This is a genomic window from Acidovorax sp. Leaf191, from assembly GCF_001424425.1.
Classification (GTDB): Bacteria; Pseudomonadota; Gammaproteobacteria; order Burkholderiales; family Burkholderiaceae_C; genus Acidovorax.
The window spans coordinates 1,268,944-1,293,263 of the sequence record NZ_LMPT01000019.1 but is presented as its reverse complement, the minus strand read 5'-3'; the positions used below and the strand labels follow the sequence as shown (position 1 = coordinate 1,293,263).

The following is a 24,320-nucleotide window of genomic DNA, read 5'->3' as shown; positions in this document are numbered from 1 at the left end:
GCATCAAAACCGGCCCTATCGCCTTTCCAGCAAGCGCTGACAGCTATAAAAAATGTAGCATTCAACCCAAGGCTGTATCCAGCAGCATCATGATCACAAACCCCACCATCAGCCCGCCCGTGGCCCAGGCCTCGTGCCCCTTGCGGTGGGACTCGGGAATGATCTCGTGGCTGATCACAAAGAGCATGGCACCCGCCGCAAAGCCCAGGCCCCAGGGCAGCAGACTGGCGGAATAGCTGACCACCGCTGCGCCCAGCACGGCGCCCACGGGCTCCACCAGGCCCGACGCCATGCCCAGCCCCACCGCCAGCGAACGGCGGTACCCGGCAGCGAGCAGCGCCACGGCCACCACCAGGCCCTCGGGCACATCCTGGATCGCGATGCCCGTGGCCAGGGCGCTCGCGCGCAGTGCGTCGCCGCCGGCATAGGCCACGCCGATCGCCAGGCCCTCGGGCAGGTTGTGCAGGCCGATGGCAAAGACGAACAGCCAGGTGCGCCGCAGGGTGCGCGATGCCTGCGCGCCCTCCACCCCCTTGATGAAATGCTCGTGCGGCAGCAACCGCTCCATCAGCAGCAACACCAGCCCCCCCAGCAGGATGGCCGCCCCTACCGTGCCGCCCGCGCCCCAGACCCCCGCGCCGCCAGCGCGCGCTGCCTGGATGCCCGGAATGATCAGCGAGAACGAACACGCCGCCAGCATCACGCCCGCGCCAAAGCCGAACAGCGTGTCCTGCGTGCGCTCGGACAGCCGCTGCGACAGCATCACCGGCAAGGTGCCCAGCGCCGTGGCCAGCGCCGCAGCCAGCCCGCCCCACAGGGCGCCCAGCACCACAGGCTGGTTGGCAATCCAGGCCCACACCTGGGCGAACGCCGCGACCACACCGAGCAGGACGATGCCCAGCCCGATCCACTGCCGCCAGTGCAAGGCAGCGTCGCTGCGCGCGCCAGGCTCAGCGGGCAGCATCGGTTCATCCGCCGTGTCCGGCGACGTCAGGGAGGTGGGCGGGGTGGGCATGGTGGCTCCTGGGGTCAGTCGGGCTGGATTGATCAGGGGGCGGTACAGAGCGGGTCGATTGCCGGGCTGCGGTGTGGCGTGTACGGCCCTGATGGACCTGTCAGCCCCGGGCCAGCGCGTAGCGGCGCTCGACCTCGGCCCAGTCCACCACGTTGTAGAACGCCGCGATGTATTCGGGGCGGCGGTTTTGGTACTGCAGGTAGTAGGCGTGCTCCCACACATCCAGGCCCAGGATGGGCGTGTGGCCGGACATCAGGCCCGCCATCAACGGGCTGTCCTGGTTGCCCGTGCTTTCGACCACCAACTGGCCCGCCTTGGTGACCGACAGCCATGCCCAGCCGCTGCCAAAGCGCGTGAGTGCCGCCTTGGTGAAGGCGTCCTTGAACGCATCGAACCCGCCCAGATCGGCGTCAATGGCGCGCGCCACATCGCCCTGCGGCTGGCCGCCGCCCTGGGGTGACATCACGCGCCAGAACAGGCTGTGGTTGGCGTGCCCGCCGCCGTTGTTGCGCACAGGGCCCTGCAGGTTTTCGGGCAGCAGCACCAGCCGCGCCACCAGCTCGTCGATGGGCAGGTCGGCATGTGGCGTGCCCTGCAGCGCCGCGTTCAGGTTGTTGATGTAGGTCTGGTGGTGCTTGGTGTGGTGGATCTCCATCGTGCGGGCATCGATGTGCGGCTCCAGCGCGTCATAGGCGTACGGCAAGGCGGGCAAGGTATGGGGCATGGTGTCCTTGAAAGGCAAAAAAGTTGGGGAAAAAGCGCGGCGAACGTAGTGCAGCGACCGCGAACAGGCACAGCGCGAGAAAGAGGACAGGATTCAGTGGTGCCCTGCCCCACCGGCCGCATGCACCACATGGGCCAACGACAGGGTCTGCGTGATCAGGGGCTGTGCGCCATGGGCCTGCACATGCCGCAGCAGCGCGGCATGCGTCTCGCGGCTGTGGCGCCAGGCGGCCTGCTGCAGGGCCGCGCCATGGCGCGCGTCGGCCATCAGGCTGAGCAACAGGGCGTGGGCACGGCACAGCACCTCGGCGGCGTCCGCCAGCGCCCCGGCCTCTGCCTGCAGGTCGGCCACGTTGAGGTGCGAGACCACGGCGGCAGCAATGCAGTCGTCTTCATGCCCTGCGGGCGGCGTGCGCTCCAGAAGCTGCAGCGACAGGGCCAGTGCCTGGTGCTGGTACGCCATGGCCATGCGCCACTGACCCAGTTGCTGTGCGGACTGCGCGCGCTGCGCGGCATGCTGCCAGCGCGTCAGCGTGGCGGGTTGGTAGGGGGTGTCAGCGGGTCGGTGAGGGCGGGGGTGTAAGCCGGTGTCCATGGCAATGCTCCTGGGGGAAGCCTTTTGCGGTGGACGAAGGTGGCGTACTCAGGCATGCAAATGATATGCATTCTCAATTAAAATGTCTAGCGCAGGGATTTGGGAGGCTGGCCGGGCAGTTGCGGTAGCGCCGCATGCGTTGGCGCTGAATTTAGGCGACCTTTGGCGCTGGCAGAGCGGACGCTCGGAGTTGAAATGAGCGGAACTGCCCAGCTTGCCGTGCATGTCCACTTCGTTGAATCCTCGGCCTCAGTCTGAGCGACATTGAGCGGATGTGCTGGACACCACGGAGTACCGGAACTCGGAAGTTATGGAGATGCATGCCGACTCCGGTGAGGAGGGGGCAAACCAAGCCACCACGTCCACCCCATTCTTTGCATCATGAAAAAATTGGGCGACTCTATTCCAGTCCACTACGACGTTATCGTTCGCTCCGCAGAAGATATTGGTGCTGGTATAGCTCTTGCCGGAAGCAACGTAACTGTATTCCACCAGAGGAAACTGGCGTGTGCCTCGACTGACCTTTACGGGGAAGCTGTCAATCCTCGTAAACCGAACCGGTGTACTGAGGTGTGTGCATTTTGTTGTCGGTGCGGGCAGCAAAAGAGGGGCCAAGGACGCCCCAATGATCGCGAATGTGGCGATTCCAAAACAGATGGTGACGATGCGGCGATTCAATGGGGACTCCTAGGGACTCTCTGCACGAATCATCGCGCCGTGTGCATCTGCGGTCTCGGGCGGCCTGCGGCGTTGCCAATACTCGCAATAGCTACGGCTATGGCTGCGTTTTGCGCCTTGCACTCCATCCCGATCCGCAGCGCACACTTGGCAGCTCGATTCGTGCAGAGAATCCCTGGCGAAATTTTGAGGAAATACCTGCGGAACTTGCGGCAACATAAACAGGTTTTTGGATACCGACTTCTTCTGAAAGACATGCGGATTCACCCAGGGTCGCGACGTCGCACGCCAAGGGCAGATGTCCAGGAAGCCAAAACCAACCGCCCCGACTCCCCTGCAACAGCCTAGCTTTCTGCGTCGAGATACTTGCTCATGTCAGCTTGGATCGTACGTGTTGATGACCACCTCCGGCCTTTTGCGCAGAACCAGGACCAGTACCACAAATGCACTCAGATAGGTGGCTCCCAGAGCGGCGAGTGCAGCGCCGGATTGAGTGGCATGCCCCAGGGCATGTGCCAGACTCGAGAAGTCCCACAAGGCGTGGAAGAGCATTGCGACCCAGAGGCTGCCAGTCAACCGGCGCAGCAGATAAAGCGCCGTGCCCGCGCAAAACGCCAGTACCACCTGCAGCAGCGCCGCCGCGCCAAGGCCAAAGAACGCGTTGCTGGCGTGCATGAGGCCGAAGAGCGCGCTTGACCAGAACCACACCCAGGCTTCCGATCCAAGGGCATGGCGCAGGCACACCAGCAAGATGCCACGATGGACCATCTCTTCGCAAAAACCCACGAGCAGCATCGCCCCGGCCAGCACCAGGGCATGCTGCAGCCCCATCGATGCCCAGTCGGCACCTTGAATGTTCAGCGCAATGAAGGCGCACATGGGCAGCGCCAGCGCGAGCTGATACATGGGCGCCTGCATGCGGGGTTCGCGGGTGGTCTGTGGCCACCATTGCGCCAGCCCGTTGAAAATGCACAGCGCAAACGCCGCCAGGCCCAACGGCAGGATGACACCCCGCAGCAGGTTTGCCGACGTACCCAGCGACGCATAGTCGATGCCAAAGAATGCCCATGCCGCAGTCACCCAGCCTGCATAGGCGAGGTAGATGCCCAGCCCGATAACCCAGTGAGGTTTGAGACGCACGATGGTGAGACCCTTTGCAAACTCAAAAGCTGGCGACCAAGGCCACCACGCCAAGCACGCACGCACCGGACCACACCAGGAGCCCGAAGCCGATGGCCAATGCAGCCAGCCAGCCGATGCCAAGCTTGACGCGGAACCAGGCGGCTTGAACGCCCAGCATCCACATGCACGCCAAAGCGAACGCAATCGCACCTACCGCTGCTGTGCTGCGCTCGTGCAATTGTGTGGCGATGAGGCCCATCGAAACAACCAACGCAAATGGCGAGGTCAGGTAGCACTGCGCGAAGAAAGGCTGGCGCAAAGTGGTACGCGACGTGAGTTGCCCGCGCGCTCTCAACAGCAGCACTGCGGCTGATAGCGGAATCAGACTGAAGAGCAGGCTGCGAAAAAGCAGCAGGTTCTGCGGAGAGTTGAGAATCTGGCGGGCAAGGGGGGCGGCATCCGCGGCTTGCGAGACATGCAATGCCGTGCCCACGGCATTGACCAACAGCAACGTGAGCAACAACAGCAAGGGCGGGCTCACCGCACTGTCATAGGCATCGGGCTTGTTCGCAGTCTCTTCCTGCTCGGCGTACTCCATGGCCTGGAGCGGCCTTGAGACGATTCGCAACAGCGTCTTGGGGTAGAAGAACAGCAGAGCTATCGCCTCGAAGACGAACTCCTCAAGACTTCGCAGCAACTTCATCAGATCCATGGTTTGCTTCGCCCCCAAAGCTTGCAACAACTCACCTGCCCAAGTGACCGAGGGCGATGTACCCATCTGGCCGATAGTAAGCGTTCAAAGACAAGGCGCAGATGGCAGATGGCAGATGGCAGAAACGCTGCCTGGCAGCCGTCCGCAGCGTCAGGCCCATGGACAGCAGCGCTGCGCACGACACCCCCGCCAGAACTATCACTCGTCGCCCGCCGCTCCCGGCGCCGCCACCAGCTCCCACTCCCCCAGTTGCTCGTTGGTGGCAATCAGCCGCCCCACCAGCAGCTTGATGAACGCCTTGTCAAACCGCGACTGCAGGTCTTCCGATGCGCCCTGCAGCGCGGGGTTGCGCACCTTGAGCACCAGCACCTCGGTCTCTGCCACGGCTGTGGCGGTGCGCATCTTGTCCTCGGGCCGCAGGTAGGTCATCTCGCCCAGGGTGACGCCGGGGCCCAGGGTGCTCAGGGTCCAGCCCTGGCGGCTGACGCTGACCTGGCCTTCGATGAGGATGCAAAACGAGTCCCCGGGCGTGTTCTCGCGCATGAGGACGGTGCCCTGCTCCAGCCGGCGCCAGTGGCCCAGGCGCATCAGCTCCCACAGCGCCACGTCGTGAAAGTCTGCAAAGAAAGGCAGCGCCCGCAGCCGCGCAAAGCGTTCGGCCTCGGTGTCCTGCGACTTCTGGCGGGGCAGGCCCTGGTGGGCGGCCAGCAGGGCCTGGGCAAAGTCCTGCCAGGTGGCAAAGCGGTCGGCTGGCTGCTTGGCCAGGGCGCGCAGCAGCACGTCGTCCACATGGCTGGGCAACGAGGCGCGCAGCAGGCTGGGTGGGGTGGGTGCTTCGTTGCTGATCTTGTAGAGCGTGGCGAAGTCGGTATCACCGTCAAACGGGCGGCGGCCGGTGAGCAGCTCGTACACCACCACGGCCAGCGAGAACATGTCGCTGTGATGCGTCAGGTCCTGCTCGCGCACCTGCTCGGGCGACATGTACGACGGCGAGCCCACCAGGCCCGACAGTTGCGTGGCATCGCTGCGCAGCGACAGCGCGGCGCCGAAGTCGGTGAGCTTGATGTCGCCGTCCTGCGCCAGCATGAGGTTGGCGGGCTTGATGTCCCGGTGCACCAGGCCTTCGCGGTGGGCGTATTCAAGGGCGTTGCAGCACTTGAAGGCGATGTCCAGCACCTGGGGCACGGGCAGCAGTGCGTCGGGTGTGGCGTAGGCCGACAGGGGCTGGCCGTCGACGTATTCGAGCACCAGGTACGGCGGTACGGCCTCTTCATCGGCATCGAGCAGGCGCACGATGTTGGGGTGGCGCAGGCGGCCTGACAAGGCCGCTTCGTTGCGCAGCAGCTTGCGGTATCGCTCGGCCTGCTCCGGTTGTTTGAGCAGGTGCGCGTGGGTCTGCTTGATGGCCACCTTGCGGCCCCGAAATCCGTCCAGCCCCAGGAACACGATGCCGCTGGCACCCCGGCCCAGCTCGCGCTCGATGCGGTACTTGCCGATGTTGGCGGGCGGTGCAGAGGTGGCGGTGGCCATGGTGTGGATGGGGCGGTGGGGGCAGCCGGGGTGGACTTCGCAGTAGGCCCGGTCAGAGCCCCGCCAGCGCCTGCTCGAAGTCCGCGAGCAGGTCCTCGACTTCCTCCAGACCTACCGACAAGCGGATCATGCTGTCGGCAATGCCCATGGCGGCGCGCACCTGGGGGCCCGCCTCCCAGAAGATGGTGTGGGCGACCGGGATGATGAGCGTGCGCGTGTCCGCCAGGCCCGTGGCCTTGATGGGCAGCTGCAGGCGGTTGCACACGGGCAGGCAGTGGTCGGGGTTGCGCAGCTCGAACGACAGCAGCCACGAGCCGGCCTTGAGGTGCTTTTGCGCAAAAGCGTACTGGGGGTGCGACGGCAGTCCAGGGTACAGCACGCGCGATACGGCGGGGTGCTTCTCCAGCCATTGGGCCAGCGCCAGCGCCGTGGCGCTGGTGCGGTCCATGCGCAGCGACAGCGTCTCGGCGCCCAGTGCGATCTGGTGCGCGGCGTGGGACGACAGCGTGCCGCCCATGTCGCGCAGGCCCTTCTTGCGCACCTGCTGCAGGCCCCAGCCCTTGGCGTCGCCCTTGCGGTAGGGCGCGAAGATGTTGGGGTACGTGCTCCAGTCGAACAGCCCGGTGTCGGTGACCGCGCCGCCCAGCGCCGCGCCCTGACCGCCGATGCTTTTGGTGAGCGAGTTGAGCACCAGGCCCGCGCCCACCGTGGACGCACGGAACAGATAGGGCGACGCCACGGTGTTGTCCACCACGTACAGCAGCCCACGCTCGCGGCAGACGGTGCCGACACCTTCAAGATCAGGGATCTGCGTGCCGGGGTTGGCGATGGTCTCGACAAACACCATGCGGGTGTTGGGCCGCACCGCAGCCGCCACGTTGGCGGCATCGGTCACGTCCACCAGGGTCACCTCGATGCCCAGGTCGGCCAGCGTGCCGAACACGCTGTTGGTGTTGCCAAACACGAACTGGCTGGCCACCAGGTGGTCGCCCGCCTTCAGCAGCGTGAGAAAGATGGCGCAGATGCCCGCCATGCCCGTGGCGAACACGATGGTGCCCTGCCCTTTTTCCATCTGCGTGATCTTGGCCTCCAGCGCCGCCGTGGTGGGCGTGCCCTGCCGCGCGTAATTGAAGCCGCCCTTGGCGGTGCCCTGGAACACGGCGATCAGGTCCTCGACCTGGTCGTAGCCGTACTGCACCGAGGTGTGGATCGCCTTGTGAATGGCCCCATGCTCCGCGCCGCCCTGGCGGTCGGCGTGGAGGATCTCGGTCGTGAAATGGTGGTTCTGCGGTGTCGTCATAAAAAGTGCAATGTCTGTCTACAAAGCCCAGGCGGCAAAAACTGGCGCGCCCCCATACCAGTGCCCCCGTGGAACCGGCTCTGCCGGGCCACCGGGGGCGTCCCCCTCAGGGGGAAGGCGCGCAGCGCCTCAGGGGGAGTCACCGCTCCGGCGCGATGTGCTCCGCGTAATCGTACAGGGCACCCAGGATGTCCTGTGTGCGGTCGTCTTCAGCGGTCTCCGACAGCGTGTCGATTTCGGTGAACAGCTGCTCCACCGTGCGCGCCCCACCCTGCCCGTCGAACAAGCAGGCTGCGCGGTGCGCCTCCCACTGCTGCGCTTCTTCAGGCGACAGCGTAGCGGGGAAGTTGCGCGCCCGGTAGCGCCACAGCAGCTCGGCCAGGCGCGGGTCGTCGAACGCGGCGCGGGAGCGGGCCAGCTTCTCGCCGCTCATGGTGCGCAGCTCGTTGAGCAGGCGGCGGTCGTTGTTGCCCACAAACCCGCCGTACAGGTCCTGGTCCACATCGGGCGTGGCCTCGGGCGGGCGGGCAAACACGGCCGGCCAGATGCCGCTCATGTCGGGCAGGCTGCGCGCCACGTTCGCATGCTGCGCGGCCTGCTCCATGTCGATGCCCCAGCGCTGCGCCAGCGCGGGCGTGAGGGTGTTCACGTTGCCCACCACCATGGGCGACTTGTTGAGGTGGATGGTCTTGACCGGCAGGCGCGTGACGCCTTCGGGCAGCGCGTCGGCCTTGCTGAACATGCGCAGGCGGATCTCGTCGACACCCATGGTGGCCAGGGGTGTCGGGTCCTGCGACAGGTCCCAGGCGATGAGTTCGTTCTTGTTGGTGGGGTGGCTGGTCAGCGGCCACATCACGCCCAGGCAGCCCCGGTCCACCGGGAACATGCCCGAGACGTGCAGGAAAGGCCGCGCCGTGGCGCTGGTGGCCGGCAGGCGCAGTTCCGTTGCCACGCGGTCCTTCTTGTGCAGCGACAGCGCAAAGTCGAAGAGCTTGGTGTTGTGCTGGCGGATGAGGCGCGCCAGCGCAATGGTGGCGCGCACGTCCGACAGGGCATCGTGCGCGGCCTCGTGCAGCAGGCCGTTGGCTTTGGAGAGGTGCTCGAGCTTGAAGCTGGGGGCGCCGTCTTCCTTTTTGGGCCAGGTGATGCCGTCGGGCCGCAGCGCATAGGTCATGCGCACCACGTCCAGCAGGTCCCAGCGGCCGCACTGGTTCTGCCACTCGCGGGCATACGGATCGATGAGGTTGCGCCAGAACATGAAGCGCGTGATCTCGTCGTCGAAGCGGATGGTGTTGTAGCCGACGCCGATGGTGCCGGGCTGCGCCAACTCGGCCTCGATGCGGGCGGCGAACTGGTGTTCTGGCACGCCCTGCTCCAGGCACTGCTGGGGCGTGATGCCGGTGATCAGGCACGACTGCGGGTCGGGCAGGTAGTCGTTGGCCGGCTGGCAGAAGATGTTCAGCGGCTCGCCGATCTCGTTGAGATCGGCATCGGTGCGGATGGCCGCGAACTGCGCGGGCCGGTCGCGCCGCGTGTTGGCGCCGAAGGTTTCGTAGTCGTGCCAGAGAAAGGTGTGTGAAGCCATGGACGGAGGACGAGGACGGTGGGCTTTTCGGTGACAGTGAACGTGAACGGGCGGCGGACGACGGGCCCGCCACGGTGCGCCAAATGTAACCCTATTTTGAAGTGATTTGGGCCCCTACCGCTTGTCGTTCAAGCGCTGGCAGCTATCAAAACCATAGTAAACCGCCTCCTCCTCCCGCCTGCCGACGCCATGCTGCTGCCGCAGCGTCTTCACGCAGTGATACACCTGCAGTGCAGCAAACGCCCGGCAGGGGCGGGACAATGGCGCATGACCCGTAACACGCTTGTTTCCACCGAATCCACCCGCCGCCCCAAGGCAACGCCTGCAGCGCTCGTGACGCTGGCCACCGCGCTGGCTTTGGCAGGCTGCGCTGCCCCCGCCAATGGCAGCGGCCCTGCCCAGGCGTCCAACCGGGCCCCCGCCCCAGCCCCAGCGACCGCTGCCACACCCGCCGCCGCGGTCCCCAGCCCTCCGCAGCCCGGCGCCTCACCGCTTGCGCCGACGGCTGCCCAGGCTGCTGCCCTGGCCAAGGGCTCGGACGCGGACCACATCGCAGGCTTCGCCGTGTGGAACAGCGCCTTTCAGTCGCAGGCCTTGCAGGCCGGCATCCGCCCCGACACGGTGCGCAATGTGCTGGCCACGGCACAGTGGCAACCCCGTGTGGTGGAGCTGGACCGCGCCCAGCCCGAGTTCACACGCACACCGTGGGCGTACCTCGACAGCGCGGTGTCGCCGCAGCGCGTGGCGCAGGGCCAGGCCAAGCTGGCCGAGCATTCCGCAGCCCTGCAGTCGGCGTCCGCACGCTACGGCGTGCCGGCGACGGTGATCACCGCCATCTGGGGCATGGAGAGCAACTACGGCAGCAACTTCGGCACCTTCCGCACCGTGGATGCGCTGGCCACGCTGGCCTTTGAGGGGCGGCGCCGCGCCTGGGCGCAAAACGAGCTGCTGGCCGCCCTGCGCATCATCGACCAGGGCGACATCGCTGCCGACCGCATGATCGGATCGTGGGCGGGCGCCATGGGGCACACGCAATTCCTGCCCTCGGTGTTCTTGCGCCATGCCGTCGATGCCGATGGCGACGGCCACCGCGACATCTGGGGCAGCGCGCCGGACGTGGCTGCGTCCACCGCGGCATTCCTGGTCGGCGAAGGCTGGCGGCGCGGCGAGAGCTGGGGCACCGAAGTCCAGCTGCCCGCGGGTTTTGACCATGCACGCACGGAGCTCAGCGTGCGCCAGAGCGCGGTGCAGTGGGCGGCCGAAGGCGTGCAGACCATGGACGGGCGCCCATTGCCTGCACTGGAGGCTGCCTCCATCCTGGCACCGGCCGGTGCCCGGGGCCCAGCGTTTTTGGTGGGCCACAATTTCCGCACGCTGCTGCGCTACAACAACGCGGTGACGTACGCACTGGGCGTGGCCCAGCTGTCTCAGCAGATCGACGGCGGCGCGCCCATCATCGCCGCCTGGCCGCGTGACCTGCCCGCCCTGTCGCGGGACGAGGTGCTGGCGCTGCAAGTGGCACTCAACGAACGGGGGTTCGACACCGGAACGCCAGACGGCGTGCTGGGACCGGCCACCCGGGCGGGACTGCGCCGCTATCAGCAAAGCGAAGGGCTGGTGGCAGACGGCTACGCCACCGCCGACCTGCTCGCGCGCCTGCGCGGCGCGGCGACCCCAGCAGCGCCAGGCACAGCGCCCACTGCCGCGCCCGCGCGATAACGCAAGGAAGGGCGCGGCGGCAGCACACCACCGCTGCGCCCGCCCTGCGGGCGCTTCAGAGCCCCGTGCTGCGCTTGACCGCGTCGGAGTGCAGCGATTCGCTGAACTGGTCCACGATCATCGCCCAGGGCGCATCGGCCTTGAGTTGCTCGACCAGGAACTGGCGCTGCGAATCGCTCCAGTACGGCGCATCGCCCAGCGCCACTTCGGTGGGGAGCTGATGGCCTTTGATGAAGTCGGCGATCCCCTGCTCGCTTTCATCCAGGCCCAGTTGCAGGAAGAGATTGGTCATGGTGGGTTCGGTGGTGATCATGGGCAGGACTCCTTGTTGTGAATGACAAAACGATGCCAGCGCATGGTCCTTCAGGGGGCCGCTGCGCTGTGTGGAGTGAACATAGCAGCTTGCACGCGGTCTGAAAGGACGCGCAGACCTGCGGATGGCCGTTTCGTGCAAGTCGCGCCATTGCCGCAGGCGCACTGCACGAAAAGCCCGTCGTACAGTAGCGCCGGCCGCTTACAGACGCAGGCTTGCGCCCCAGCACAACACCCAAACACCGTGGCACCAGGACCACGAAGCACCAGCCCAAAGCAAAAAAGCCAACCATCGTGACGATGGCTGGCTTTTTGATGGTGTGGGTCGGGTGACCGCTCCAAGCACTGCAGACACTGCACCGGCTGCTCAACCCGGTGCCTAGCAGCTATGCCGGGTCAGGCGATCAAGCCAAGACCCGGTCGCCGATCAATCGGCAGTGGCCTCTTCCGGCTCGGCGGGCTCCGACTTGGCGGCACGCTCTTTCTTGGAGGCCGGCTGGATGTCCAGCAGCACCTCGGGGGTTTCCACACCCTTGTCGTCGGTCTTGACCTCGATGTCCACCGTCAGGCGCCCACCGTCGGTCAGGCGGCCGAACAGCAGTTCGTCGGCCAGCGCGCGGCGGATGGTGTCCTGGATCAGGCGCTGCATCGGGCGGGCGCCCATCAGCGGATCGAAGCCCTTCTTGGCCAGGTGCTTGCGCAGTGTGTCGGTGAAGGTGACCTCCACCTTCTTCTCGGCCAGTTGCGTTTCCAGCTGCAGCAGGAACTTGTCCACCACGCGCAGGATGATCTGCTCGTCGAGCGCCTTGAAGTTGACGATGGCGTCCAGCCGGTTGCGGAACTCGGGCGTGAACAGGCGCTTGATGTCGCCCATTTCGTCGCCCGCCTGCCGCGGGTTGGTAAAGCCAATGGTCGCCTTGTTCATGGTCTCGGCGCCAGCGTTCGTGGTCATGATGATGAGCACGTTGCGGAAGTCGGCCTTGCGGCCGTTGTTGTCCGTCAGCGTGCCATGGTCCATGACCTGCAGCAGCACGTTGAAGATGTCCGGGTGTGCCTTCTCGATTTCGTCGAGCAGCAGCACCGCGTGCGGCTTCTTGGTGATGGCTTCGGTCAGCAGGCCACCCTGGTCGAACCCGACGTAGCCCGGAGGCGCGCCGATCAGGCGGCTCACGGCATGGCGCTCCATGTACTCCGACATGTCGAAGCGGATCAGCTCGATGCCCATGATGTAGGCCAGCTGCTTGGCCGCTTCGGTCTTGCCGACGCCCGTGGGGCCGCTGAACAGGAACGAGCCGATCGGCTTGTCGCCCTTGCCCAGGCCCGAGCGCGCCATCTTGACCGACGACGCCAGCACTTCGAGTGCCTTGTCCTGGCCGAACACTACGCTCTTGAGGTCACGCTCCAGCGTCTGCAGCTTGCCGCGGTCGTCGTTGGAGACATTGGCCGGCGGAATGCGCGCGATCTTGGCCACGATCTCTTCGATCTCGGCCTTGCCGATGGTCTTCTTGCGCTTGCTCGGCACCATGATGCGCTGGGCAGCACCGGCTTCATCGATGACGTCGATCGCCTTGTCGGGCAGATGGCGGTCGTTGATGTACTTGGCGCTCAGCTCGGCCGCGGCCTGCAGGGCGGCCGCAGCGTACTTCACGCTGTGGTGCTCTTCGAAGCGGGACTTCAGGCCCTTCAGGATGTCGATGGTTTCCTGCACCGTGGGCTCGACCACGTCCACCTTCTGGAAGCGGCGCGACAGCGCGGCGTCTTTTTCGAAGATGCCGCGGTACTCCGTGAAGGTGGTCGCACCGATGCACTTGAGCTGGCCGCTGGACAGCGCCGGCTTGAGCAGGTTGGATGCATCGAGGGTGCCGCCCGAGGCTGCGCCCGCACCGATCAGGGTGTGGATCTCGTCGATGAACAGGATCGCGTTGGGTTTGTCCTTGAGCGACTTGAGCACGCCCTTGAGCCGCTGCTCGAAATCACCGCGGTACTTGGTGCCCGCGAGCAGCGCGCCCATGTCGAGCGAATACACCACGGCCTCGGCCAGGATTTCCGGTACGTCGTTTTGCGTGATGCGCCAGGCCAGGCCCTCGGCGATGGCCGTCTTGCCCACGCCGGCTTCGCCCACCAGCAGCGGGTTGTTCTTGCGGCGGCGGCACAGGATCTGGATCGTGCGCTCGACTTCGTAGTGGCGGCCGATCAGCGGATCGATCTTGCCGTCCTTGGCTGCCTGGTTCAGGTTCTGGGTGAACTGCTCCAGCGGCGACGCCTTTTCGCTGCGCTCGCCGCCACCGCCCTCTTCGCCCTCGGCCTGGTTCTCGGTCTTGGCGGGTTCTGGCGGCTCGCCCTTCTTGATGCCGTGGGCGATGAAGTTCACCACGTCCAGGCGCGTCACGCCCTGCTGGTGCAGGTAGTACACGGCATGCGAATCCTTTTCGCCGAAGATGGCCACGAGCACGTTCGCGCCCGTGACTTCCTTCTTGCCATTGCCCGTGGACTGCACGTGCATGATGGCGCGCTGGATCACACGCTGGAAGCCCAGGGTCGGCTGGGTGTCCACCTCGTCGGTGCCGGCGACCTGGGGCGTGTTGTCTTTGATAAAGTTCGACAGCGATGAACGCAGATCATCGATGTTGGCCGAACATGCGCGCAGCACCTCCGCTGCGCTGGGGTTATCGAGCAATGCAAGCAACAGATGCTCCACGGTGATGAACTCGTGGCGCTGCTGACGGGCCTCAACAAAGGCCATGTGCAAGCTGACTTCCAGTTCCTGGGCAATCATGTGAACTCCTTTGTGCTTGCGTGGAAGGGATAACTTTAGATCGGGACAAAAGACCTGTTATTCAACAGGCTCACTGACACATTGCAGTGGGTGGCCCGCCTTGAGGGCGGCGTCAAGCACTTGCTCCACCTTGGTGGCGGCCACGTCGCGGGAATACACCCCGCAAACGCCTTTGCCATCGAGATGGATTTTCAACATGATCTGGGTCGCTTGTTCACGGTCCTTGCTGAAGAATTCCTGCAAAACCACGATGACGAACTCCATGGGGGTGTAGTCGTCATTGAGCATGACCACCTGGTACATCTGCGGCGGCTGGGTCTTTTGCGTGCGTCTCTCGAGCACGACCGAACCGCCATCATCCCGCGCTGGCCGTGTGACGGGCGGCGCGGTGGGGGGTGAAGGTGGTTGAGTTGCCATGAAAATCATTCTAGCCATCCGCGCGGCCTGCTGCCGCGAGAGAAATCTGGCGTTGATACTGTTTTTTTCAAGTCCATGCCGCTACACACTCAACCGTGGTCGTACACCACGGTCGCCGAACCGCTGCCCACCTGGGCCGTCCAGGCGGCCAGCGCGGCATCGGTGGGGTAGAAACGCGCGCTTTCACCCAGTTGCAGTTCCGCCACGGCGGCGACCCCCTCGGCGGCGCAGCGCACCCCCATGCGCACCTTGAGGCCGTGCACCAGCGGCTCGCCCTCGGTGAGTTCCTCGCGGCGCGGTGGAAACTCCCGCACCAGGCGGGGCACGTCCGGGCCCTTGTCGCCCACCTGCACGTGCAGATATTTGCCAAAACGGCAGCGCGCACCGGCCAGGTCCCACACCTGCTGCACCTTGACCCTGAGCCCGCCGCTGAAATGGTCAAGCTGCAGCCGGCCCATCATGACCACGAACTCGTCTTCCTTGAGCTGGTTGCGGTAGGTGTTGAGCAGCGCCTCGTCGGCCGAGGCCTCGATGACCGCCGACTTGTCGTCGAGCTTGAACAACGCCAGCTTGCCGCGCTGTCCGTTGATGACGCGAAAGTCGCTGATGATTCCGGCGAGTACCTGGGACTCGCGGCTGTCGAGCAGCTCCTCGATGGACGTGCGAACGAAACGCCGCACCTCGGTGGCGACTTCGTCGAACAGGTGGCCCGACAGGTAGAAGCCCACGGCGGTTTTTTCGAGCGTGAGCCGCTCCTTGATGCCCCATGGCAATGCATCGACCAGCTCGGGCTCCTGCGTGCTGGAGCCGTGCGCGTCGTCGCCCATCATGTCGAACAGCCCGCCCTGGTTCACATTGGCCAGCGTGGCGGCGGCAAAGTCGAAGGCCCGGTCGATGGATGCGACCATCGCCGCGCGGTTCATGTTGATCGAGTCGAACGCGCCGGCCTTGATCAACGCCTCCACGGAGCGCTTGTTCATGCGCGCCTTGTCCACGCGCAGGCAAAAATCGAACAGGCTCTTGAACGGCCCGGTGGTGGAGCCGTTGGGCCCTTCGCCCCGGCCTTCACGCGCCGCCACGATGGCCTCGATGGCCTGCTGGCCCGTACCCTTCACGGCACCCAGGCCGTAGCGGATGATCTTGTCCGTCACGGGCTCGAAGCGGTACTTGCCGCGGTTCACGTCCGGCGGTTCGAAGGTGATGCCGAAATGCTTGACCGCATCCTCGAACAGCACCTTGAGCTTGTCGGTGTCGTCCATTTCCACCGTCATGTTGGCGCAGAAGAACTCGGCGGTGAAGTGCACCTTGAGCCAGCCGGTGTGGTACGCCAGCAGGGAATACGCGGCAGCGTGCGACTTGTTGAAGCCATAGCCCGCGAACTTCTCCATCAGGTCGAACACTTCGTCGGCCTTGGCCTGGTCGATGCCGTGGGTGGCCAGGGCACCAGCGCGAAACTTTTCGCGGTGTTCGGCCATTTCTTCGGCCTTCTTCTTGCCCATGGCGCGGCGCAGCAGGTCGGCGCCGCCCAGGCTGTAGCCGCCCAGGATCTGCGCGGTCTGCATCACCTGCTCCTGGTAGACCATGATGCCGTAGGTCTCGCTGAGCATGTCGGCCACGGCGGGGTGCGGGTACTCCACCACCTCCTTGCCGTGCTTTCGGTTCACGAAGCTGGGGATCAGGTCCATGGGACCGGGGCGGTACAGCGCGTTCAGCGCGATCAGATCTTCCAGGCGGCTGGGCCGCGCCTCTTTCAGCATGCCCTGCATGCCGCGGCTTTCAAACTGGAACACGGCCTCGGTCTTGCCTTCGGAGAACAGCCGGTAGGTCGGTCCGTCGTCCAATGGAATGTTCTCGTACGCAAAGTTCTCCTGGCCCTTGTGGCGCTTCATGATGAACTCGCGCGCGATCTCCAGGATGGTGAGCGTGGCCAGGCCCAAGAAGTCGAACTTCACCAGGCCGATCGCCTCCACGTCGTCCTTGTCGTACTGGCTCACGGCCGACTCGCTGCCGGGCTGCTGGTACAGCGGGCAGAAATCGGTGAGCTTGCCCGGCGCGATCAGCACGCCCCCGGCATGCATGCCGATGTTGCGGGTCATGCCCTCGAGCTTTTGCGCCATCTCGATGATGGTCTTGACGTCTTCTTCCTTGCGCACGCGCTCGTAGAGCATGGGCTCCAGTTCCAGCGCGTAGTTGTTCTTGTCGCCCTCTTTCTTCACTTCGGGCGGGTACGCCAGGGTGTAGGACATGCCGGGCTTGCCGGGCACGAGTTTGGAGATGCCGTCGCAGAACATGTAGCTCATGTCCATCACACGGCCCACGTCGCGGATGGCCGCCTTGGCCGCCATGGTCCCGAAGGTGGCGATCTGGCTCACGGCGTTCTTGCCGTATTTGTCCTTCACGTAGTCGATCACGCGGTCGCGGTTGGACTGGCAAAAGTCGATGTCGAAGTCGGGCATGGACACCCGCTCCGGGTTCAGGAACCGCTCGAACAGCAGGTTGTACTCCAGCGGGTCCAGGTCGGTGATCTTGAGCGCATAGGCCACCAGCGATCCCGCACCCGACCCCCGCCCCGGCCCCACGGGGCAGCCGTTGGTCTTGGCCCACTGGATGAAGTCCCCCACAATGAGGAAGTAGCCCGGAAACCCCATCTTGAGGATGGTGCCCAGCTCGAACTCCAGGCGCTCCACATAACGCGGGCGCTCCTTGTCGCGCTTGGCCTCGTCGGGAAAGAGGTGCTTCAAGCGCGCTTCCAGCCCCTCGAACGACGCAAACCGGAAGTACTCGTCGGCCGGCATGCCGTTGGGCGTCGGAAAATCGGGCAATTGCGGCTTGCCCAGCACCAGCGTCAGGTTGCAGCGCTTGGCCACTTCCAGGGTGTTGGTGATGGCCGTGGGCACGTCGGCGAACAGGGCCTGCATCTCGGCGCTGGTCTTGAAGTACTGCTCGCGCGTGAACTTGCGCACCCGGCGCTGGTTGGCCAGGATCTCGCCTTCGGCGATGCAGATGCGCGCTTCATGGGCCTCGTAGTCGTCGGCCGTCGCGAACTGGACCGGGTGCGTGGCCACCACGGGCAGGTTCAGGCGCGCGGCCAGTTGCACGGCCGCGATCACATGGGCTTCGTCGTCCGCACGGCCGGCCCGCTGGATCTCCATGTAAAAGCGGTGAGGAAATATGCCCGCCAGCTCCAGCGCCACATTGGCGGCCCCGGCGTCGTCCCCCTTCATCAGCGCCTGGCCCACCGGCCCGGCCTGCGCCCCGGCCAGTGAAATCAGGCCCTCGCCCAGTTCGCGCAGCCAGTCCCAGGTGCACACGGGCACGTTCTTGACGATGTTGCGCGTCCAGGCACGGGCCAGCAGTTCGCACAGATTCAGGTAGCCCTGCTTGTTCTGCACCAGCAGCACGATGCGCGCCGGAGGGCCGGACTCGGCGGCGACATTGACTTCGGCCCCGATCAGCGGCTTGACGCCCTTGCCCCGCGCCTCCTTGTAGAACTTGATGGCGCCGAAAAGGTTGTTGAGATCGGTGATGGCCAGGGCGGGCTGGCCGTCCTTGGCGGCAGCCTTGGCCACCTCATCGATTCGGTTGGTACCGTCAACGACGGAAAACTCGGTGTGCAGGCGCAGGTGAACAAACATAGAGGGCCATTGTAAAAAGCCCGGCGCCCCGCGCCGCACAAAACTCGTGATACCCACCCCATCTGGGGCAGTGCTGCGGCCGGTACAATGCCCTTTTGCCTCCCGGGCCCCAGGCCGGATCGAGACCGGCTGGCACAGGGCAGCCCTCGCCGCGACCGCGGCCAGCGCTCTGGCCAGCCAGGCACACTCTGTTTCTTTTTTGCTGAAAGCCTCTTTCGATGCTGCGTGCTCCACTGCCCCTTGTCTCCGCCTTGCTGGTCGCTGGTCTGCTGGCAGCCTGCTCCACCACCACCGACGACAAGACGGCCGGCTGGAGCCCCAACCGCATCCATTCGGAAGCCAAGGACGAAATGAACAGCGGCGCCTACGACAAGGCGATCCCGCTGCTCGAAAAGCTCGAAGGCCGCGCCGCCGGCACGCCGCTGGCGCAACAGGCCCAGCTGGACAAGGCCTACGCGCACTTCAAGGCCGGCGAAAAGGCCCAGGCCATCGCCACGCTGGACCGCTTCATGAAGCTGCACCCCGCCAGCCCGGCCCTCGACTACGCCCTGTACCTGAAGGGCCTGGTCAACTTCAACGACAACCTGGGGCTGTTCTCGTTCATCTCCCGCCAGGACCTGTCCGAGCGCGACCAGAAGGCCGCCAAGGATTCGTTCGAGTCGTTCAGCGAACTCGCCACGCGGTTTCCGGATTCGCGCTACGCGCAGGACGCCCGCCAGCGCATGACGTACATCGTGAATTCGTTGGCGCAGTACGAAGTGCACGTGGCCCGCTACTACTTCCAGCGCGGCGCCTATGTGGCGGCGATCAGCCGCGCACAGGTGGCGCTGGCCGACTACCAGGGCGTGCCAGCCCTCGAAGAAGCCCTGTACATCCTGATCCAGTCGTATGACGCGCTGGGCATGACCCAACTGCGCGACGATGCACGCCGCGTGATGGACAGCTCCTACCCCCAGAGCGCCTACCTGCGTGGCGACGTCAAAGGCAAGTCGGATCCGTGGTGGAAGGTCTGGTAAGCGCCTCCAGCGCTTCGTTGAATTCCTGATCCGATTCCAGCCGCCGCATGGGCGGCAGCGCGGCCAGCAGGCGCTTGCCGTAGCCCATGGTGACCAAGCGGGTGTCGCCCACCACCAGGATGCCCCGATCGGTCTCCCGCCGGATCAGCCGGCCCGCGCCCTGCTTCAGGGCCACCGCAGCCTCTGGCAATGCGTAGGCCTTGAACGCCTTGCCGCCTGATTTTTCGATGCGCTGCGTGCGCGCCTCGACCAGCGGGTCGCCAGGTGGCGGAAACGGCAGCTTGTCGATGACCACCAGTTGCAGCGCATCGCCGGGCACGTCGAACCCCTCCCAGAACGTGGCAGACGCCACCAGGATGCAGCCAGGCTGGCCGTGGTCCGATCCCTCACGGAAGCGCTCCATCAAGCGCCGCTTGGGCCCGTTGCCTTGCACCAGCACCTCCAGCGCCCCGGTGGCACCCCACCGCGCGGTCAGTGCATCGCCAATGGAGCGCAGCGCCCTGAGCGTGGTGGTGAGCACCAGGGTGCGCCCGCCCAATATCGCCGCTGCGTCGCCCACCCAGCGTGCCAAGGCGCCACTGTGGGCCGGGTCCGCCGGCGCTGGCAGGTGCCGCGGCACATACAGCGCCGCCTGCACCGCGTAGTCGAACGGGCTCGCGACCCGCAGGATGGTCGCGTCCTGCAGGCCGGCCCGCTCCGTGAACCAGGTGAGTTGGTCGTCGTCGCCGAGCGTGGCGGACGTGAAGATCCACGCCCTGCCCGGGCCTGCTTCTGCGGCCGGCACCGGCCATCCATCAGGGTCCGATTCATCCTTAGGAGCCGCCAGCAGCCGCGTACGCATGGCCTCGGCAATGTCCAGTGGCGATTCGATCAGGCGCAACTGGCCGCCCGTGTCGACCCAGCGCACGGCGTCGGGCTGCGGGGGTCCGGCAAACCGGGCCAGGCGCGCCAGCAACTCAGAACCCCGTTCGTACAGGCGCACAAAATCCGGGGCGATCTCGCTCACGGTGTCCAGGGCTTCCTGCGCGTCGGCGCACGCCTGGCCAACGCGGTGCAGCGCGGCGCTCCAGTCAGCCTCGCGCACACCCTCGGGCGCCTCGTCGGTCCAGCGCAGCCGGGAGGGCCCGCGGGAGTCGCCCGCCACCAGGACCAGATCCCGCACGGCCTGGTCGACGCCAGCGGCCAGGCCCTGCCAGTCGGCCAACCCGCGGGCGTGTTGCAGGCCCGCTGCCAGCAGGTCCCGACCGAAGTCCATCAGCTGTCCGGTAGACAGCTGCAGCCCCAGAAACTGCACACCCGTTTCGTTGATCTGGTGCGCCTCGTCGAAGACCACCACACGCACTGATGGCAGCAGCTCTGCCATTCCGGACTCTCGCACCGCCACGTCCGCAAAGAACAAATGGTGGTTGATGACCACGATGTCCGCAGCCAGGGCCTCGCGGCGGGCCAGGTGCACGTGGCATTCCCGAAACCGCGGGCACTGCGAGCCGAGGCAGTTCTCGCGCGTGGAGGTGACCAGCGGGATCACCGGCGAACGGTCGTCCAGGCCCGTCAGCTCGGACAGGTCGCCCGAGCGCGTGCTGCGGGACCACTCCTCGACCTTGGCCAGCACGCGGGCCACGCCGCGCTCCTGCCCCAGCACATCGTGGCGGGCGCGCTCCATCCGGTACAGGCACAAGTAGCTGGCACGGCCTTTGAGCAGCGCCATGCGCACCGGCAGCCCGAGCGTCTGGGCCAGCAGCGGAAGGTCGCGCGCAAACAACTGGTCCTGCAGCGCCTTGGTAGCGGTGGACAGCAACACGCGCTCGCCACTGAGCAGCGCGGGCACGAGGTACGCAAAGGTCTTGCCCACGCCCGTGCCGGCCTCCACCACGAGGGCACCGCCCTCCTCCATCGTCTTGGCCACAGCAGCTGCCATGCGGGTCTGGCCCTCGCGCGGCTGGAAATGCGGGTCTGCCCGCGCCAGCACCCCGAGCGGCGCGAACACCTCTTGCACCATATCGGCCAGGGCCATCAACCGGGCACTCTCAGGTCACCGCTCGCAAGACGCGGCCACACGCGCGCGCGGGCATGGGCGCACCGACCGACGCCGTGCAGCGGCGGGCGATGGTGGGGAATGAAAGCAAGCGCTTGGGCCGGTGCGTGCAGGGCGACGCGGCGGGCACACACCGGAGGGCCAGCAAGCCACCGGCGGGACGTGAAAAATGGAGGATTCAAGGCAAAGCAGCCATCACTTGGCAAAAATGCCACAGGCGGGCAGATAATAAGCCTTTGGCCCCCGCTCTGCGGAGGCCGCTACGGCACGCGCCCACACAATCCACAGCATGACCAAAGCCTTTCGCCTCATCGCGTCCACCGGCATCCACAAGGGCGACCGGGAGTACCAGCAAGACCAGGTGGCCCTGATTTCGCATGAGCGGCACAACGGCTGCGTGCTGGGCGTCATTGCCGACGGCATGGGCGGCCGCAGCGGCGGGCGCAAGGCGTCCGACCAGGTCATGATGACGGCGCGCCAGCTGTTCGAGCGCTATTCGCCCGACACGGACGACCCGGTGACCATGCTCAAGAGCATGGTGGAAGAAGCCCACATCGTCATTCGCCTCACGGCCATCTCCGCCGAGCAGGAACCCCACAGCACGATTGCGGCCTTCCTCATCAACCCCCGCGGCGATTGCCACTGGGTGCATGCCGGCGATTCGCGCATCTACCACTTCCAGGGAGCGCGCATGGTGTTTCGCACGAGCGACCATTCGTACGTGCAGGCGCTCGTGGACCGGGGTGAACTGACCGAGGCGGAAGCCAACAACCACCCCCATTCGAACATCCTGGTGGGCTGCCTGGGCACCGAAAGCGACCCGCCCATCACCACCCACGTGATCCCCCAACTGCAGCCCGGCGATGTGCTGATGGCCTGCAGCGATGGCGTGTGGCACTATTTCTCGCCAACGGAGCTCGGGTCCGTGGTCGATTCGCTTTCACCCCGCGAAGCCACCGAGTTCCTGATCGAAAAAGCCCGCTCCCGGGCCCGCGGCGGCGGCGACAACCTGTCGCTGGTCATCGTCAAGATGGAGGCGCTGGTGGAAGAAAAGAAGGTGCCTCGCCTGACCCCTGTGGAGGCAGGCCGGCCCTGAGCGGGCATGGTGGTGTGAGCTTTGGGCCCACGCCAGTTCGGAGCGGATTGGCGAGGGCCATTTTTGCCTCAGCTTCGCACGCCCCTTTCGCAGGATGTGCTTCAGATGCCCGGCCAGGCACTTCACGGGAGGCCGCAGCCCCGGCCTGAAAATCCAGCCCTGCCTGCGGCCCGAGCGGCCTACTGAGCCGCCGACGCAGGTGGCAGCGGCGCAGCGGGCTTGCGCCCCTGGGCTGCCGCGTCGGCCTGGGCCTTCTCAACCCTGGCGCGGCGCTGCTCAGCGGCCTTGAGCGCTTCGGCGTGCTTGGCGCGGGCCTGCGCGGCCCGCTCGGCGTTCTCTGCGGCCCGGCTTTTTTGCTCTTCGGTGTGCTTTTGCAGATTGCTGCGCTGCTGCTGCGCCCGCAACTCTGCCTCGTGGTCCCGCTGCGCCTTGGTGGCCTGCGGGTCGGCCGCGGGCTTGTTGCGCAGCACGGCGTCAGGGCCGGCGCCTGCCGGCGTGTTGGCGGGCATGGGGCGCTGTTTCTCTTCGATGGACTTGCGGCGATCGGCCGCCTTTTCCTTGCGCTCGGCATCGTTGAGCTCGATCTCCTGCGCCCGCAGGCGGGTCTCGGCATCGCGCACCCGTGCGCGAACGATTTTCAGGCAGTCCTCTGCCGCAAAGAGTTGGTAACAGGCAGCCTCGTCCTTCGTGCGCTGGGCCTTCACCGCCTCGCGTTCATGGCGGATGCGGTCATGCTCGGCCTTGCGGTGGGCCGCAGACGCTGCGCGGGCACTGGTGGTGGCGTCGTTGGGACCAGAGGCAGAAGCTGCAGCTGCCGGGGCAGATGCCGCAGTCTCCGCGGCAGATTGCGCCAGCGCGATCGCGCCAGGCGTGCAAGCCAGCAGCGCTGCGAGGGAGAGGGCCAGATACTTCATCATGTCAGCCCAGTGTCCACGTTGCGGCGCTCCAGCGCCAGGAATTCCTTGGACTGCATTTCGTTGAGCCGCGACACCGTGCGCGGAAACTCGTGCGCCAAGGGCCCTTCGGTGTACAGCTGCTCGGGCGGCACGGCGGCCGACAGGATGAGCTTGACACGGCGGTCGTACAGCACGTCGACCAGCCAGGTGAAGCGTCGCGCGGGCGACGCCATGCTCACGGGCATGTACGGGACGTCGGAGAGCAGCACCGTATGGAACTGCGTGGCGATCTCCAGGTAGTCGTTCTGCGACCTCGGGCCGCCGCACAGCGTCTTGAAATCGAACCAGACCACCCCGCCCGCCTTGCGCCGGGCGCGGATCTCCCGCTGTTCGATGTGCAGCAGCGGGTCTTCGTCGTGCACTTCGGCCAGCTTGTCGAACGCCTCGCCCATCTCGGCATCGGCCTCGGGCCCGAGGGGCGTGTGGTAGAGCCTGACCTGCTCCATGGTGCGGCGGCGGTAGTCGGTGCCGTTGTCGACGTTGACCACTTCCAGCCGCTCGTTGAGCAGCGCAATCGCCGGCAGGATGCGGTCGCGGTGCAGGCCGCCCGGGTACAGCTCGTCGGGCATGAAGTTGGAGGTGGTGACGAACCCCACCCCGTTGTCGAACAGCGATACCAGCAGCCGGTGCAGGATCATCGCGTCCGTGATGTCCGCCACATGGAACTCATCGAAGCAGATGAGCTTGTAGCGCTTGGCAATGCGCTCGCCCAGCACATCGAGCGGGTTCACCGTGCCCTGCAGCCCCACCAGCTCGCGGTGCACTTCGCGCATGAACTCGTGGAAATGCAGGCGCACCTTGCGCTTCAAGGGCACGGCGTTGAAGAAGCACTCCATGAGGAAGCTCTTGCCCCGCCCCACCCCGCCGTACATGTACACGCCGCGCGGAATGTCCGGCCGGTTGATGAGCTTCTTGAGCGCGTTCGAACGCCGCTCCTTGTACTGCGCCCACTCGTCGGCGCAGCGCTGCAGCGCATCCACGGCCCGCAACTGCGCGGGGTCGCTTTGGTAGCCTTTGGAGGCCAGTTCGGCCAGATAAGCCTGTTTGACAGTCACGGGATGGGCACCACTCTGATACTATGAATTTGATAGCGCCTAC

General features: G+C 65.9%; 18 protein-coding genes. 3 read left to right on the top strand and 15 right to left on the bottom strand.

The annotated features are described in order from the left end of the window. Positions 1 to 61: 61 nt before the first annotated feature. The 8 genes from ASG27_RS19945 to sbcB all read right to left on the bottom strand — a co-directional run bounded on the left by ASG27_RS19945 (position 62) and on the right by sbcB (position 9,260). Positions 62 to 964 (bottom strand): ZIP family metal transporter, encoded by a 903-nt coding sequence (locus tag ASG27_RS19945; RefSeq protein WP_056419950.1) that lies wholly within the window; start codon positions 962 to 964, stop codon positions 62 to 64. A 151-nt stretch (positions 965 to 1,115) separates the two neighbouring features. Beyond that, complete coding sequence (locus ASG27_RS19940; RefSeq protein WP_056419947.1) at positions 1,116 to 1,739, bottom strand: superoxide dismutase; 624 nt, start codon at positions 1,737 to 1,739, stop codon at positions 1,116 to 1,118. 93 nt (positions 1,740 to 1,832) lie between these two features. Beyond that, the gene (locus tag ASG27_RS19935; RefSeq protein WP_056419796.1) at positions 1,833 to 2,333 is read right to left on the bottom strand and encodes a hypothetical protein; all 501 of its coding nucleotides are present in this window, start codon (positions 2,331 to 2,333) and stop codon (positions 1,833 to 1,835) included. Between the two features lie 1,053 nt (positions 2,334 to 3,386). After that, on the bottom strand, positions 3,387 to 4,151 hold the full coding sequence (locus tag ASG27_RS19930; RefSeq protein WP_056419794.1) for a CPBP family intramembrane glutamic endopeptidase: 765 nt from the start codon (positions 4,149 to 4,151) through the stop codon (positions 3,387 to 3,389). 22 nt (positions 4,152 to 4,173) lie between these two features. Further along, positions 4,174 to 4,845 carry a permease gene (locus ASG27_RS19925; RefSeq protein WP_156370496.1) on the bottom strand — a complete coding sequence of 224 codons (672 nt, stop codon included), beginning with the start codon at positions 4,843 to 4,845 and terminating at the stop codon, positions 4,174 to 4,176. Between the two features lie 198 nt (positions 4,846 to 5,043). Further along, entirely contained in the window at positions 5,044 to 6,375 is a 1,332-nt protein-coding gene (locus ASG27_RS19920; protein ID WP_056419791.1) for a protein kinase domain-containing protein, read from the bottom strand. Positions 6,376 to 6,427: 52 nt separating this feature from the next. After that, on the bottom strand, positions 6,428 to 7,675 hold the full coding sequence (locus tag ASG27_RS19915; RefSeq protein WP_056419788.1) for a cystathionine gamma-synthase family protein: 1,248 nt from the start codon (positions 7,673 to 7,675) through the stop codon (positions 6,428 to 6,430). A 139-nt stretch (positions 7,676 to 7,814) separates the two neighbouring features. Next, complete coding sequence (sbcB, locus tag ASG27_RS19910) at positions 7,815 to 9,260, bottom strand: exodeoxyribonuclease I (protein ID WP_056419786.1); 1,446 nt, start codon at positions 9,258 to 9,260, stop codon at positions 7,815 to 7,817. Between the two features lie 267 nt (positions 9,261 to 9,527). Here sbcB and ASG27_RS19905 point away from each other — a divergent pair, with 267 nt between their 5' ends. Next, positions 9,528 to 10,979, top strand: coding sequence for a lytic murein transglycosylase (locus tag ASG27_RS19905; protein ID WP_082485830.1), 1,452 nt, complete (start codon positions 9,528 to 9,530; stop codon positions 10,977 to 10,979). A gap of 55 nt (positions 10,980 to 11,034) precedes the next feature. Here ASG27_RS19905 and ASG27_RS19900 read toward each other — a convergent pair whose 3' ends face one another. The 4 genes from ASG27_RS19900 to dnaE all read right to left on the bottom strand — a co-directional run bounded on the left by ASG27_RS19900 (position 11,035) and on the right by dnaE (position 18,119). Beyond that, a complete protein-coding gene (locus tag ASG27_RS19900; protein ID WP_056419783.1) occupies positions 11,035 to 11,292 on the bottom strand; it encodes a DUF2789 domain-containing protein in 258 nt (85 codons plus the stop codon). A 426-nt stretch (positions 11,293 to 11,718) separates the two neighbouring features. Continuing rightward, on the bottom strand, positions 11,719 to 14,067 hold the full coding sequence (clpA, locus tag ASG27_RS19895; RefSeq protein WP_056419779.1) for an ATP-dependent Clp protease ATP-binding subunit ClpA: 2,349 nt from the start codon (positions 14,065 to 14,067) through the stop codon (positions 11,719 to 11,721). 57 nt (positions 14,068 to 14,124) lie between these two features. Continuing rightward, on the bottom strand, positions 14,125 to 14,493 hold the full coding sequence (clpS, locus tag ASG27_RS19890) for an ATP-dependent Clp protease adapter ClpS (protein ID WP_056419941.1): 369 nt from the start codon (positions 14,491 to 14,493) through the stop codon (positions 14,125 to 14,127). Positions 14,494 to 14,573: 80 nt separating this feature from the next. Further along, a complete protein-coding gene (gene dnaE, locus ASG27_RS19885) occupies positions 14,574 to 18,119 on the bottom strand; it encodes a DNA polymerase III subunit alpha (RefSeq protein WP_056419776.1) in 3,546 nt (1,181 codons plus the stop codon). A 218-nt stretch (positions 18,120 to 18,337) separates the two neighbouring features. Between dnaE and ASG27_RS19880 the strand changes: the two genes are divergently transcribed. Beyond that, positions 18,338 to 19,135, top strand: a complete 798-nt coding sequence (locus ASG27_RS19880; RefSeq protein ID WP_056419774.1) for an outer membrane protein assembly factor BamD — start codon at positions 18,338 to 18,340, stop codon at positions 19,133 to 19,135. Here the strand turns inward: ASG27_RS19880 and ASG27_RS19875 are convergent. Beyond that, positions 19,098 to 21,149, bottom strand: a complete 2,052-nt coding sequence (locus ASG27_RS19875; protein ID WP_056419772.1) for an ATP-dependent DNA helicase — start codon at positions 21,147 to 21,149, stop codon at positions 19,098 to 19,100. The genes ASG27_RS19880 and ASG27_RS19875 overlap by 38 nt on opposite strands. 310 nt (positions 21,150 to 21,459) lie before the next feature. On the opposite strand from ASG27_RS19875, the gene ASG27_RS19870 reads away from it, so the two are divergent. Further along, positions 21,460 to 22,266 carry a PP2C family protein-serine/threonine phosphatase gene (locus tag ASG27_RS19870; protein WP_056419770.1) on the top strand — a complete coding sequence of 269 codons (807 nt, stop codon included), beginning with the start codon at positions 21,460 to 21,462 and terminating at the stop codon, positions 22,264 to 22,266. Between the two features lie 179 nt (positions 22,267 to 22,445). Here ASG27_RS19870 and ASG27_RS19865 read toward each other — a convergent pair whose 3' ends face one another. Further along, positions 22,446 to 23,183 (bottom strand): hypothetical protein, encoded by a 738-nt coding sequence (locus tag ASG27_RS19865; RefSeq protein WP_056419767.1) that lies wholly within the window; start codon positions 23,181 to 23,183, stop codon positions 22,446 to 22,448. Beyond that, on the bottom strand, positions 23,180 to 24,277 hold the full coding sequence (zapE, locus tag ASG27_RS19860; RefSeq protein WP_056165510.1) for a cell division protein ZapE: 1,098 nt from the start codon (positions 24,275 to 24,277) through the stop codon (positions 23,180 to 23,182). The genes ASG27_RS19865 and zapE overlap by 4 nt, the downstream gene beginning before the upstream one ends. Positions 24,278 to 24,320 lie beyond the last annotated feature (43 nt).

Bases quoted from the DNA above. Each gene is read 5' to 3' on its own strand.
- sbcB (WP_056419786.1), bottom strand. From the start codon at position 9,260: ATGGCTTCACACACCTTTCTCTGGCACGACTACGAAACCTTCGGCGCC.
- ASG27_RS19900 (WP_056419783.1), bottom strand. From the start codon at position 11,292: ATGATCACCACCGAACCCACCATGACCAATCTCTTCCTGCAACTGGGC.
- ASG27_RS19920 (WP_056419791.1), bottom strand. From the start codon at position 6,375: ATGGCCACCGCCACCTCTGCACCGCCCGCCAACATCGGCAAGTACCGC.
- ASG27_RS19880 (WP_056419774.1), top strand. From the start codon at position 18,338: ATGCTGCGTGCTCCACTGCCCCTTGTCTCCGCCTTGCTGGTCGCTGGT.
- dnaE (WP_056419776.1), bottom strand. From the start codon at position 18,119: ATGTTTGTTCACCTGCGCCTGCACACCGAGTTTTCCGTCGTTGACGGT.
- clpA (WP_056419779.1), bottom strand. From the start codon at position 14,067: ATGATTGCCCAGGAACTGGAAGTCAGCTTGCACATGGCCTTTGTTGAG.
- ASG27_RS19915 (WP_056419788.1), bottom strand. From the start codon at position 7,675: ATGACGACACCGCAGAACCACCATTTCACGACCGAGATCCTCCACGCC.
- ASG27_RS19925 (WP_156370496.1), bottom strand. From the start codon at position 4,845: ATGGATCTGATGAAGTTGCTGCGAAGTCTTGAGGAGTTCGTCTTCGAG.
- ASG27_RS19870 (WP_056419770.1), top strand. From the start codon at position 21,460: ATGACCAAAGCCTTTCGCCTCATCGCGTCCACCGGCATCCACAAGGGC.
- ASG27_RS19940 (WP_056419947.1), bottom strand. From the start codon at position 1,739: ATGCCCCATACCTTGCCCGCCTTGCCGTACGCCTATGACGCGCTGGAG.
- clpS (WP_056419941.1), bottom strand. From the start codon at position 14,493: ATGATTTTCATGGCAACTCAACCACCTTCACCCCCCACCGCGCCGCCC.
- ASG27_RS19945 (WP_056419950.1), bottom strand. From the start codon at position 964: ATGCTGCCCGCTGAGCCTGGCGCGCGCAGCGACGCTGCCTTGCACTGG.
- ASG27_RS19865 (WP_056419767.1), bottom strand. From the start codon at position 23,183: ATGATGAAGTATCTGGCCCTCTCCCTCGCAGCGCTGCTGGCTTGCACG.
- ASG27_RS19875 (WP_056419772.1), bottom strand. From the start codon at position 21,149: ATGGCCCTGGCCGATATGGTGCAAGAGGTGTTCGCGCCGCTCGGGGTG.
- ASG27_RS19935 (WP_056419796.1), bottom strand. From the start codon at position 2,333: ATGGACACCGGCTTACACCCCCGCCCTCACCGACCCGCTGACACCCCC.
- ASG27_RS19905 (WP_082485830.1), top strand. From the start codon at position 9,528: ATGACCCGTAACACGCTTGTTTCCACCGAATCCACCCGCCGCCCCAAG.